This window comes from Pseudomonas sp. KB_15, from assembly GCF_052114525.1.
Classification (GTDB): Bacteria; Pseudomonadota; Gammaproteobacteria; order Pseudomonadales; family Pseudomonadaceae; genus Aquipseudomonas.
Map to the genome: position 1 here is coordinate 1 of NZ_JBFREX010000041.1, position 11,923 is coordinate 11,923.

The following is an 11,923-nucleotide window of genomic DNA, read 5'->3' on the forward strand; positions in this document are numbered from 1 at the left end:
GTGTGTCAGGGTGTGTCAGGATGACCGCGAATACAGGTTCTACGACGGCTGCGCCGCCGAACGCAGGCTGCGCCAGCTGCTACAGAGATCCTGTGTACCCATAACAAAAACAATAAAAGCTTGTTCAGAGATCGACTGCCATGGCCGCACCCGCATTGCCGCTGTCCCACGACGCCATCATCCAGGATTCCTGGTCCCGTTGCCGCGCGTTCGGCCTCAGTCATCAGAGCACGCCGGCATTCGATCAGTTGCCGGCCGCGGGCATCGCGCAATTGCTGGAGAGCCAGCATTCGCTGGTGCAAACCACCCATCAGGAAGTGCTGCCCTACTACGAGAACATCCTGAGCAATTCCAATTGCCTGATCATGCTCGCCGACCATCAGGGCCAGGTGCTCACGTCATGGGGCACCCAGCGCTTTATCGAACCCAAACTGGCCCGGGGTTTCAGCGCCGGCGCCAGCTGGATGGAACGTTGCACCGGCACCAACGCCATCGGCACCGCCCTGGCCTGCGAGCAAGCGGTGCACATCGAGCACGACGAACATTTCCTCAAGGCCAACCGCTTCATGACCGGTTCCGCCGCGCCGATTTTCGATGCCGAGCGCAAGGTGATCGCGGTACTGGACGTTTCCAGTGACAGTTACCTCCCGCCATCCCACACCCTGGGCATGGTCAAGATGATGAGCCAGACCGTGGAAAACCGGCTGATCCTCAATCTGTTCCATGGTCAGCATTTCCAACTCACATTCAACACCGGGCTGAACAACCTCGACAGCCAATGGGCCGGTTTGTTGATATTCGATGAGAGCGGCCAAGTGCTGTCGGCCAATCGGCGGGCCGACAATCTGCTGGGCATCAGCCTGTCGCGGGTCAGTGTCGATAGCCTGTTCAAGGTCTCGCTGCTGGAATTGCTCAATCAGCCCGAAGGCCTGCCCTTCGCCTTGCAAACCTCCGGGCGCAACCGCTTCCAGTGCCTGTTGAAGCGGCCGAAACAGGCATCAATTCAACCCCGAGTGTTCACCGAGCCGGTTGTAGCTACACCCGCGGCCATCAGCCTCAACTCCCTGCATTTCGGCGACAGCCGCGTGGAAAAAGCTGTGCGTCAGGCCGAGCGATTGCTGGAAAAAGACATTCCACTGCTGATCCACGGTGAAACCGGGGTCGGCAAGGAAGTATTCGTCAAAGCCCTGCATCAGGCCAGTTCGCGCAGCAAACAAGCGTTCATCGCCGTCAACTGTGCAGCGATTCCCGCCGAACTGGTGGAGTCTGAGTTATTCGGTTATGAGAAAGGCGCGTTCACCGGCGCCAACCAGAAAGGCAGCATCGGGCTGATCCGCAAGGCGGACAAAGGCACGCTGTTCCTCGATGAAATCGGCGACATGCCACTGCCAACACAGGCTCGACTGTTGCGGGTGTTGCAGGAGCGTTGCGTTCAGCCAGTGGGCAGCAGCGAGTTGTTCCCTGTGGACCTGCGCATCATTTCAGCGACCAATCGCTCGCTACGGGAACAAGTACAACTGGGGCGGTTTCGTGAAGACCTGTATTACCGCATCGGCGGCCTGACCCTGGAGTTGCCGCCCCTGCGCGAACGCAGCGATAAGGATGCACTGTTCAAACGCCTGTGGGAGCAACACCGCGAACCATCGCAATGGGCCGGTTTAAGCCAGGAAGTGATGGCGTTATTCGGCCGCCACCCGTGGCCGGGCAACCTGCGCCAGGTCAGCAGCGTGATTCAGGTGGCCCTGGCCATGGCCGAGGAACAGCCGGTGCGACCTGAGCATTTGCCGGATGATTTTTTTGTCGATCTGGAGATGGAGCCGGTGGAGACGCCGGAACCATTGGCCGTTGACCTCAATGATGTCGAGGACTTGAACCGGCAGTTGCAGGCAGTCGGGGGGAATATTTCGTATCTGGCCCGGCGGTTGGGGGTTAGTCGCAATACCCTGTACAAGCGGTTGCGTCAGGCCGAATGACAAGTTGGCCGAATGGGCCTCTTCGCGAGCAAGCCCGCTCCCACATTGGATTTGCGTCGTACACAAAGCTCAAACACACTAAAGATCAACTGTGGGAGCGGGCTTGCCCGCGAAGGCGTCAGTCCTGTAGCCAAAGAACGAACAGCCAACCCCGAAAAACAAAAACCCGCACAAGGCGGGTTTTGTTTTACAGCAGATCAGGCAATCAGTCAGCCAGACGCCAGGTCGTGCCGCCCTTGCCGTCTTCCAGCACCACGCCCATGGCGGTGAGCTGGTCGCGGATGCGGTCGGATTCGGCCCAGTCCTTGCCGGCACGTGCCGCCAGGCGCGCTGCAATCAGCGCCTCGACTTCAGCTGCATCCACGCGCCCTTCGGCACCGGCCTGCAGGAAGTCATCGGCTTCGAGCTGCAACACACCCAGCACGCTGGCCAGTTCTTTCAGACGCGCCGCCAGGCCGGCCGCTGCATTGAGATCGCTCTCGCGCAGACGGTTGATCTCGCGGACCATCTCGAACAGCACCGCGCAGGCTTCCGGCGTGCCGAAGTCATCGTTCATCACCTGGGTGAACCGCTCGACGAAGGCTTCGCCACCCGCCGGCGCCACGTTCGGCAGGCCTTTCAACGCGTGGTAGAAACGCTCCAGTGCGCCTTTGGCGTCCTTGAGGTTGTCTTCCGAGTAGTTGATGGCGCTGCGGTAGTGGCTCGACACCAGCAGGTAACGCACGACTTCCGGGTGGTACTTGTCGAGCACGTCGCGAATGGTGAAGAAGTTGTTCAAGGACTTGGACATCTTCTCGCCATTGATACGGATCATGCCGCAATGCATCCACGCGTTGGCGTAGGTCTTGCCGGTGGCCGCTTCGCTCTGGGCGATTTCGTTTTCGTGGTGCGGGAACTCAAGATCGCTGCCGCCGCCATGAATGTCGAAGGTTTCGCCCAGGCAGCAGGTCGACATCACCGAGCATTCGATGTGCCAGCCCGGACGCCCGGCGCCCCACGGCGATTCCCAGCTCGGCTCGCCCGGCTTGGTGGCTTTCCACAGCACGAAGTCCAGCGGGTCCTGCTTGGACTCGTCGACTTCGATGCGCGCGCCGATTCGCAGGTCTTCGATCTTCTTGCGCGACAGCTTGCCGTAGCCCATGAACTTGCCAACGCGGTAGTACACGTCGCCATTGCCCGGAGCGTAGGCGTAGCCCTTGTCGATCAAGGTCTGGATCATCGCGTGCATGCCCGGAATGTGATCCGTGGCGCGCGGTTCCATGTCCGGCTTCTTGATGTTCAGGCGCGCTTCATCTTCGTGCATCGCGGCAATCATGCGCTCGGTCAATGCGTCGAACGACTCGCCGTTCTCGTTGGCCCGGTTGATGATCTTGTCGTCAATGTCGGTGATGTTGCGCACATAAGTCAGATCGTAGCCGCTGAAGCGCAGCCAGCGCGTCACCAGGTCAAAGGCGACCATGCTGCGACCGTGGCCCAGGTGGCAGTAGTCGTACACGGTCATGCCGCACACGTACATGCGCACCTTGTTGCCATCGAGCGGCTTGAAGACTTCTTTGCTCTTGGTGAGCGTGTTGTAAATCGTAAGCACGTTAACTTCCTTGAATCACTGGCCCCACGAATCACGCAGGGTCACGGTACGGTTGAATACCGGCTGACCTGGTTTCGAGTCCTTCAAATCGGCAACGAAGTAACCTTCGCGCTCGAACTGGAAACGGTCTTCCGGCTGTGCATTGCCAAGCGAAGGCTCAGCACGACAACCAGTGAGTACCTGCAGCGAATCAGGGTTGATGTTGTCCAGGAAACTGGCGCTGTCTTCGGCCTTCTCCGGGTTCGGAGAACGGAACAGACGATCGTAYAGGCGCACTTCGCATTCGACGCTGGCAGCGGCCGGCACCCAGTGGATCACGCCTTTGACCTTACGGCCTTCCGGGTTCTTGCCCAGGGTGTCCGGATCGTAGGAGCAGCGCAGTTCGACGATGTTGCCATCGGCGTCCTTGATCGCTTCGTCGGCACGGATCACGTAGCTGCCGCGTAGACGCACTTCACCGGCCGGTTCCAGGCGCTTGTAGCCCTTCGGCGGCTCTTCCATGAAGTCTTCACGGTCGATGTAGATTTCACGGGCGAACGGCAAAGCGCGCACGCCCATGTCTTCCTTCGGATGACGCGGCAGTTCGAGGTTCTCGACCTGGCCTTCCGGGTAGTTGGTGATCACGACTTTCAGCGGACGCAGTACGCACATGGCACGCGGCGCGCTGTGGTCGAGGTCGTCACGGATGCTGAACTCGAGCATGCCGAAGTCGACCACGCCGTCGGAACGGTTGGTGCCGATCATTTCGCAGAAGTTGCGGATCGATTTCGGCGTGTAGCCACGGCGACGGAAACCCGACAGCGTGGACATGCGCGGGTCGTCCCAGCCGTTGACGTGCTTTTCATCGACCAGCTGCTTGAGCTTGCGCTTGCTGGTGATGGTGTAGTTCAGGTTCAGGCGGCTGAACTCGTACTGGCGCGGGTTGGCCGGCACCGGCAGGTTGTCGAGGAACCACTCGTACAGCGGGCGGTGGCTTTCGAACTCCAGGGTGCAGATCGAATGGGTGATGCCTTCGATGGCGTCCGACTGACCGTGGGTGAAGTCGTAGTTCGGGTAGATGCACCACTTGTCGCCGGTCTGGTGGTGGTGAGCGTGACGGATGCGATACATGATCGGATCGCGCAGGTTCATGTTCGGCGAGGCCATGTCGATCTTGGCCCGCAGCACCCGTGCGCCGTCCTTGAACTCGCCGGCTTTCATGCGCGCGAACAGGTCCAGGTTCTCTTCGACGCTGCGGTCGCGGAACGGGCTGTTCTTGCCCGGTTCGGTCAAGGTGCCACGGTATTCCTTGGCCTGCTCGGGGGTCAGGTCATCGACGTAGGCCTTGCCGGACTTGATCAGTTCAACGGCCCAGTCGTGCAACTGGTCGAAATACTGCGAGGCGTAGCGCACTTCACCGGACCACTCGAAGCCCAGCCATTTGACGTCGCTTTCGATCGCGTCGATGTATTCCTGGTCTTCCTTGGCCGGGTTGGTGTCGTCGAAACGCAGGTGCGTGACGCCGCCGAACTCCTGGGCCAGGCCGAAGTTCACGCAGATCGACTTGGCGTGACCGATGTGCAGGTAGCCGTTGGGTTCAGGCGGGAAACGGGTGACGATTTGCGTGTGCTTGCCCGAGTCCAGGTCTGCCTGGATGATCGGCCGCAGGAAGTTGACCGGCACGGCAGGGCCGGTCTTGGCATTCGAGGTAGGGTCGACAGTGGGCTTGCTCATAGGATCCTTGAACGTACAAGTGCGTGGCCGTAATGAAGGCCGGACAAAACAAAGCCGCTATCATAGCCGATGCCGTCAAGTACCTGACAGAGCGCACCCTGTAAACCGTCGTATTTAATAGGCCGCAAATGAAAAAACAGCCTCGAAATTCGCGTCTGGCACGCTAAACTGCGCACCTTGGCCGAGACAGGCTGAACCGGTTGCGGGATGGAGTGTCCCAAAACCACGAATTCCTTAGATATGCTTCATCTCAAAAGAGTACCGATCATGACCCAAGTCAAACTGACGACCAACCATGGCGACATCGTCCTCGAACTGAACGCCGACAAAGCCCCGATCACCGTGGCCAACTTCGTCGAGTACGTTAAAGCCGGTCACTACGAAAACACTGTTTTCCACCGTGTCATCGGTAACTTCATGATCCAGGGCGGCGGTTTCGAGCCAGGCATGAAAGAAAAGAAAGACAAGCGTCCAAGCATCCAGAACGAAGCTGACAACGGTCTTTCCAACGACAAGTACACCGTCGCCATGGCCCGCACCATGGAGCCGCATTCGGCTTCCGCACAGTTCTTCATCAACGTGGCGGACAACAGCTTCCTGAACCACAGCGGCAAGAACGTACAAGGCTGGGGCTACGCGGTATTCGGTAAAGTGACCGCAGGCACCGACGTTGTCGACAAGATCAAAGGCGTGGCCACCACTTCCAAGGCCGGCCACCAGGACGTACCGGCAGACGACGTGATCATCGAGAAAGCCGAGATCATTGAGTGATATTGCTGATTTCAGACTTGCATCTGGAAGAGGAGCGCCCGGACATCACCCGGGCGTTTCTGGATTTGCTCGCCGGACGCGCCCGCTCGGCGAGTGCGTTGTACATTCTGGGCGACTTCTTCGAGGTGTGGATTGGCGACGACGCCATGACGCCCTTCCAGCGTTCCATCTGCCAGGCCCTGCGCGATCTCAGCGACAGCGGCACGGCCATTTTCCTGATGCACGGCAATCGCGACTTCATGCTCGGCCAGGCCTTTTGCAAACAGGCCGGCTGCACCTTGCTTAAAGACCCGAGTGTCGTGCAACTCAACGGCGAGCCGGTGCTGCTGATGCACGGCGACAGCCTGTGTACCCGCGACGAAGCCTATATGAAGCTGCGTCGTTACCTGCGCAACCCGATCACCCTGTTCATCCTGCGGCATCTACCGCTGCGCACCCGGCACAAGCTGGCGCGCAAATTGCGCAGTGAAAGCCGTGCGCAAACGCGGATGAAAGCCAACGACATCGTCGACGTCACGCCCGAAGAGATTCCGCGGATCATGCAGGAGTACGGCGTGAAGACCTTGATTCACGGGCATACCCACCGTCCCGCGATTCACAAGTTGCAGCTTGGCGAGCAAGCAGCCCGGCGCATTGTGCTGGGGGACTGGGATCGTCAAGGGTGGGCATTGCAGGTCGACGAACAAGGGTTTGCGCTGGCGCCCTTTGATTTCACTCCGCCACCGCAACTCGCCGCACCCGCGAACTGAAGGCTGTAGGAGATCCCTGTGGGAGCGAGCTTGCTCGCGATAGCGGATTAACATTCAACATCTCTGTTGACTGATCCACCGCCATCGCGAGCAAGCTCGCTCCCACAGGGGTTCCACGGTGATTGTCAGTGCCCCGCAGAGGCCGCAGGCCCGGCCTTGGCGGTAAACGGTGGCTTCGCCAGCCACACAATCAGGATCAGCCCCATGAACATCCAGCCCAGCAAGGTGAAGTAATCCACCGTGGACATGATGTACGCCTGGCTGATCACCATCTGATCCAGTTGCGTGTAAGCCTTGGCCCCTGCCCCGCCCAGATGGGTAATCGCCTCGCGGGTCGCCGGATCGAACGGCGTAATGCTTTCAGTCAGGTACGCATGATGCTGATCGGCCCGACGAATCCAGATCCAGGTCGTCAGTGACGCCGCAAAACTGCCGCCCAAGGTCCGCAGAAACGTGGCCAGCCCCGAACCGTCGGCGATCTGGCTCGGCGGCAGGTCCGAGAGCAGGATGGTCAGGGTCGGCATGAAGAACAGCGCCACGCCGATCCCCATGAACAACTGCACCATCGCGATGTGCTGGAAGTCCACTTCATTGGTGAACCCGGCGCGCATGAAACAGCTCAGGCCGATGGCCAGGAATGCCCCGCCCGCCAGCACCCGCATGTCGAACCGTGGTGCGTACTTGCCGACGAACGGCGACAGCAGCACCGGCAGGATCCCCAGCGGTGCCACGGCAAAACCGGCCCAGGTCGCGGTGTAGCCCAAGCGCGTCTGCAGCCACTGTGGCAGGATCAGGTTGATCCCGAAGAACCCGGCATACCCCAGAATCAGCACGATGGTGCCGTAACGAAAGTTACGATGGGCAAACAGGCGCAGGTTGACCACCGGGTGCTCGTCGGTCATTTCCCAGATGATGAAAAAGGCCAGGGCTACCACCGAAATCACGCTGCCAATCACGATGAAGCTCGATTCAAACCAGTCGGCATCGTTGCCCTTGTCGAGCACGATCTGCAGGGCCCCGACGCCGATGATCAGCGCGATCAACCCGACGTAATCCATCGGTTGGCGGCTGGTGACCACCGGGCGCTTTTTCATCTGCCGGGTCACCACCCATGCCGCGAACAAGCCGATCGGCACGTTGATGAAGAAAATCCACGGCCAGCTGTAGCTGTCGGTGATCCAGCCGCCTAGGATCGGCCCGGCAATCGGCGCGACCACCGTGACCATCGCCAGCAACGCCAGGGCCATCCCCCGCTTCGCCGGGGGGTAAACCGCAATCAGCAGGGTCTGGGTCATTGGGTACAGCGGACCGGCTACAACCCCTTGCAGCACCCGGAAGCCCACCAGCTCGGGCATGGACGTGGAAATCCCGCACAAAAACGAGGCCAGCACGAACAGCAATGTCGCCCATACAAACAGCTTCACCTCGCCAAAACGCCGACTGAGCCAACCGGTCAGCGGCAAGGCGATGGCATTGCTCACCGCAAACGAGGTGATCACCCAGGTGCCCTGTTCCGAACTCACGCCCAGGTTGCCGGAAATCGTCGGCAACGCCACGTTGGCGATGGTGGTGTCGAGCACTTGCATGAAGGTCGCCAGCGACAGGCCGATGGTGCTGAGCAGCAAGCTGGGCGGTGTGAAAGACGCGTTATTGCTCATCGCGAATCCTTTGAAACTGGTCTGGCGCTGCGCCTCACAGACGCAGCTATCCCGGTGGGAGCGAGCTTGCTCGCGATGGCGTCGGTTCAGTCGACATTGATGTTGAATGTCAGTCCGCTATCGCGAGCAGGCTCGCTCCCACAGGGGCGGTGTAGTGGCGAATCAGCGTTGCACGGTCTTGCTGACCGCTGCGCTGTTGTCGTGGATTAACTGAGTGATCATCGCGTCCGCCTCGGCCAACTGACGGTCGTAGACGTTGGTACTGAACGAGGCCTTTTGCGGCGGCTGTTGTGCCAGCACCGGGCCGCTCTGGTCGCGCAGGTTCACATCAACCATGGTCGACAGGCCGACCCGCAACGGGTGTTTGGCCAGTTCTTCGGCGTTGACGTGGATCCGCACCGGCACGCGCTGCACGATCTTGATCCAGTTACCAGTGGCGTTCTGTGCCGGCAACAAGGCAAAGGCGCTGCCGGTGCCGGCGCCAAGGCTGTCGATGGTGCCGCTGTATTTGACGTCGCTGCCGTAGAGGTCGGTTTCGATCTCGACCGGTTGGCCAATGCGCATGTCACGCAGCTGGGTTTCCTTGAAGTTGGCGTCGATCCACAGCTGATCCAGCGGAATCACCGCCATCAGCGCAGTACCCGGCTGCACACGCTGACCAAGCTGTACAGAACGCTTGGCCACGTAACCGGTGACCGGGGCAATCAGCACGCTGCGCGAGTTGTTCAAGTAAGCCTGACGCAGTTGCGCGGCGGCGGCCATCACGTCCGGGTGCGATGAAACCACGGTGTCATCGACCAGCGCGCTGGTGGTTTTGAGCTTTTGTTCGGCGTTGGCCAAGGCGTTTTGCGCCGAGGTCAGGTCGTCGCGGGCGTGGGACAGTTCTTCCTGGGAAATCGCCCCGCCAGCGGCGAGATTCTTGCGCCGGCTGAAGTTGTCCTGGGCCTTTTGCACTTCGGCTTTCTGGGCGTTGACCTGGGCTTTCATGCCATCCACATCGCTGTACAAGCCGCGCACCTGACGCACGGTACGCGCCAGATTGGCCTGGGCATTTTGCAGGCCAATTTCGGCGTCGTTCGGGTCGAAGTTCACCAGCACCTGGCCTTCATGCACCAGATCGCCATCGTCGGCGCCGATGCTGACCACGGTGCCGGTGACCAGCGGCGTGATTTCCACCACGTTGCCGTTCACATAGGCGTCGTCGGTGCTTTCGCTCCAGCGCCCGTAAAACTCGTGGTAGGCCCAGACGCCCGCGCCACTCAGTACGACAGCGGCAGCCAGGACCAGCAACATGAACTTGCGCTTGCCCGAATTGGGGTTGCCTTGAGTGTTTTCAGGAGGTTGGGTTGTATCGGCAGTGGCCATGACAGGTACCTTGAATTAGTGGGTCAGCGTGGCTGGCGTGGCGTTGGCCGAGGCGATGACCTCAGGCTGGAAACCGCCCCCCAGCGCCTGCATCAGTTGGATCGACAGGTCGATCTGCTCGGCATTCAGGTTGGCCAGCTGACGCTGGGCCTGGAGCAATTGCTGCTCGATGCTGAGCACGTCCAGGTAGTTGCCGATGCCGGAACCGTAACGCTGGACCACGGTGTTGTAGGAATCCTGGGCGATGTCGGTGGCGTGCTGCTGGGCCGCGATCTGCCGGCCGATATCGCGTAACTGGTTGATGCTGTCGCTGACGTCACCCAGCGCCTTCACCAGGCTTTTGTTGTACTGCGCCACCGCGAGGTCGTAGTCGGCGTCGCGCGAATCGAGGTCGGCGCGCAGGCGGCCACCGTCGAAAATCGGCACAGAGATCGTCGGTGCAATGTTGAAGAAGCGACTGGCCGAACCAAACATTGCATCGCCCAACAGGGACTCGGCGCCGGCAGCGGCGCTGAGGTTCAAGTTGGGATAGAACCGGGTCTTGCCGGCGTCGATACTTTTGCTCGCCGCCTCGACCCGCCAGCGCGCGGCCACCAGGTCCGGACGACGCCCGAGCAGTTCGGCCGGCAATACCGAAGGTAGCGCTACCGCGCTCGGCTGAAGAATGTTCGGGCGGGCAATTTCATTGCCGCGGTCCGGACCTTTGCCGAGCAGTACCGCGAGGGCGATTTTCGCGCTGTTCAGGCGCTTTTGCGCATCGATCAGGTTGGCTTGGGATGTGGCTTCCAGGCTTTCGGTCTGCTGGAACTGGTACTGGCTGTCGATCCCGGCGGTCAGGCGCCGCTGGCTCAGGTCGAGCATTTGCCGGGTGCGTTTGAGGTCTTCGCTGGACAGGTCATAGACGATATGCGCCTGCCCCAGATCGCTGTAGGCACGGGCGACGTCGGCGGCCAGTGTCAGCTGCGCGGCCTGCTGGTCGACTTCGGCAGCACGGGCCTGGCCCAGGGCGGCCTCCCAGGCATCGCGCTGACCGCCCCACAGGTCGAAGTTGTAATTGAAGCTGGTGCTGATGTTGCGAATGGTGGCGTAAGCATCGCCCTGCCCGCGCGGGTCCTGGTCCCGGGCCAGGCGCGAGCGGCTGACACCGGCGCTGGCATCCAGGGTCGGCATCCGCTCGGCGTCGGCGGCGTAGGCCGTAGCGCTGGCCTGATGGGCACGGGCGTCGGCGATTTGCATGTCCGGGCTATCACGCAGGGCCTCGCGGATCAGACCGTCGAGTTGCGGGTCGCCGAGGCTTTTCCACCAGTCGCTTTTCGGCCAGGCGGCCGGCGACAACGTCACGCTGCCGAGGGATTGCCCGGCCTTGAGGTTTTTCGCGTCGAGGCTGACACCTTCAGTTTTCAGACCGCTGTAGCTGGCGCAACCGGCCAGGCTCATGGCCAACAGCACCAGGCTCAGGCCGGTACGCAAGGGTTTACTGCTCATTTGTCACCTACCCGCAGCAGGGTGATCGAGTCACCGGCTGCTACCAGAATTTTCTTCAGAATCATCTCCAGGGTTTTCAGCTCATCTGGAGTGATGGCACCGGCCAGTTCATTCATGGCTTCGGCACCGATGTGCGGCAACAGCCCGGCAAGCTTCTGCCCTTCTTCCGTGAGTACCAGCTGCACCTGACGGCGATCCGCCTCGGAGCGCTGGCGGGCGAGGAAACCTTTCTGTTCCAGGCGATCGAGCATGCGGGTCATCGAACCGCTGTCCAGGGACAGGTGGCGGCACAGTTCGCCCGGCGAGTCGACGCCGTACTGGGCCATGATGATCAACACCTTGAACTGCGCGGCGGTGATGCCGTGGGGTTCCATGTGGGTGTCGATGATCCGGTCCTTGAGCAGCGCGGCACGCCCGAGCAACAGGCCGAGATGGCAATTGTGGAAATCGTCTGGAGAGAAATGTTTCAACTGACCACCAATTAGCTGCCTAGGCAGTGAATGTATGTCGAGATGTTACTGCCTAGGCAGCCAATGTCAACGTAATAGTTAGCACGCTTGGTAAATAGTTGATAAATGGTGTCGGGTTTTGTGCTGCCCACACGGACGCCTTCGCGAGCAA

Annotated in this window: 9 protein-coding genes; 3 read left to right on the forward strand and 6 right to left on the reverse strand. The window is 60.6% G+C overall.

The features are described 5' to 3' along the window. Window positions 1-140: 140 nt before the first annotated feature. Window positions 141-1,973: a sigma-54-dependent Fis family transcriptional regulator gene (locus AB4Z35_RS23730; RefSeq protein WP_442099755.1), complete on the forward strand. Its 1,833-nt coding sequence runs from the start codon at window positions 141-143 to the stop codon at window positions 1,971-1,973. Between the two features lie 205 nt (window positions 1,974-2,178). On the opposite strand, the gene cysS is transcribed toward AB4Z35_RS23730, so the two are convergent. After that, entirely contained in the window at window positions 2,179-3,561 is a 1,383-nt protein-coding gene (gene cysS, locus AB4Z35_RS23735) for a cysteine--tRNA ligase (protein WP_442099756.1), read from the reverse strand. A 15-nt stretch (window positions 3,562-3,576) separates the two neighbouring features. Then, window positions 3,577-5,274, reverse strand: coding sequence for a glutamine--tRNA ligase/YqeY domain fusion protein (locus AB4Z35_RS23740; RefSeq protein ID WP_442099757.1), 1,698 nt, complete (start codon window positions 5,272-5,274; stop codon window positions 3,577-3,579). Window positions 5,275-5,541: 267 nt separating this feature from the next. On the opposite strand from AB4Z35_RS23740, the gene AB4Z35_RS23745 reads away from it, so the two are divergent. Together AB4Z35_RS23745 and lpxH are read left to right on the forward strand one after the other, a co-directional pair. Next, window positions 5,542-6,045 carry a peptidylprolyl isomerase gene (locus AB4Z35_RS23745; protein ID WP_223453921.1) on the forward strand — a complete coding sequence of 168 codons (504 nt, stop codon included), beginning with the start codon at window positions 5,542-5,544 and terminating at the stop codon, window positions 6,043-6,045. Further along, on the forward strand, window positions 6,042-6,794 hold the full coding sequence (gene lpxH / locus AB4Z35_RS23750; protein WP_442099759.1) for a UDP-2,3-diacylglucosamine diphosphatase: 753 nt from the start codon (window positions 6,042-6,044) through the stop codon (window positions 6,792-6,794). Before AB4Z35_RS23745 ends, lpxH begins: the two co-directional genes overlap by 4 nt. Window positions 6,795-6,919: 125 nt before the next feature. On the opposite strand, the gene AB4Z35_RS23755 is transcribed toward lpxH, so the two are convergent. The 4 genes from AB4Z35_RS23755 to AB4Z35_RS23770 all read right to left on the reverse strand — a co-directional run bounded on the left by AB4Z35_RS23755 (window position 6,920) and on the right by AB4Z35_RS23770 (window position 11,772). After that, window positions 6,920-8,452 carry a DHA2 family efflux MFS transporter permease subunit gene (locus AB4Z35_RS23755; protein WP_442099760.1) on the reverse strand — a complete coding sequence of 511 codons (1,533 nt, stop codon included), beginning with the start codon at window positions 8,450-8,452 and terminating at the stop codon, window positions 6,920-6,922. A gap of 162 nt (window positions 8,453-8,614) precedes the next feature. Further along, a complete protein-coding gene (locus AB4Z35_RS23760; protein WP_442099762.1) occupies window positions 8,615-9,817 on the reverse strand; it encodes an HlyD family secretion protein in 1,203 nt (400 codons plus the stop codon). 15 nt (window positions 9,818-9,832) lie between these two features. After that, entirely contained in the window at window positions 9,833-11,302 is a 1,470-nt protein-coding gene (locus tag AB4Z35_RS23765; protein ID WP_442099763.1) for an efflux transporter outer membrane subunit, read from the reverse strand. Then, entirely contained in the window at window positions 11,299-11,772 is a 474-nt protein-coding gene (locus AB4Z35_RS23770; RefSeq protein ID WP_007999548.1) for a MarR family winged helix-turn-helix transcriptional regulator, read from the reverse strand. Before AB4Z35_RS23770 ends, AB4Z35_RS23765 begins: the two co-directional genes overlap by 4 nt. Between the last annotated feature and the right edge of the window lie 151 nt (window positions 11,773-11,923).

Excerpts from the sequence above, each read along its gene's own strand:
- AB4Z35_RS23730 (WP_442099755.1), top strand. The coding sequence starts at position 141 with ATGGCCGCACCCGCATTGCCGCTGTCCCACGACGCCATCATCCAGGAT.
- AB4Z35_RS23745 (WP_223453921.1), top strand. The coding sequence starts at position 5,542 with ATGACCCAAGTCAAACTGACGACCAACCATGGCGACATCGTCCTCGAA.
- AB4Z35_RS23755 (WP_442099760.1), bottom strand. The coding sequence starts at position 8,452 with ATGAGCAATAACGCGTCTTTCACACCGCCCAGCTTGCTGCTCAGCACC.
- AB4Z35_RS23760 (WP_442099762.1), bottom strand. The coding sequence starts at position 9,817 with ATGGCCACTGCCGATACAACCCAACCTCCTGAAAACACTCAAGGCAAC.
- AB4Z35_RS23765 (WP_442099763.1), bottom strand. The coding sequence starts at position 11,302 with ATGAGCAGTAAACCCTTGCGTACCGGCCTGAGCCTGGTGCTGTTGGCC.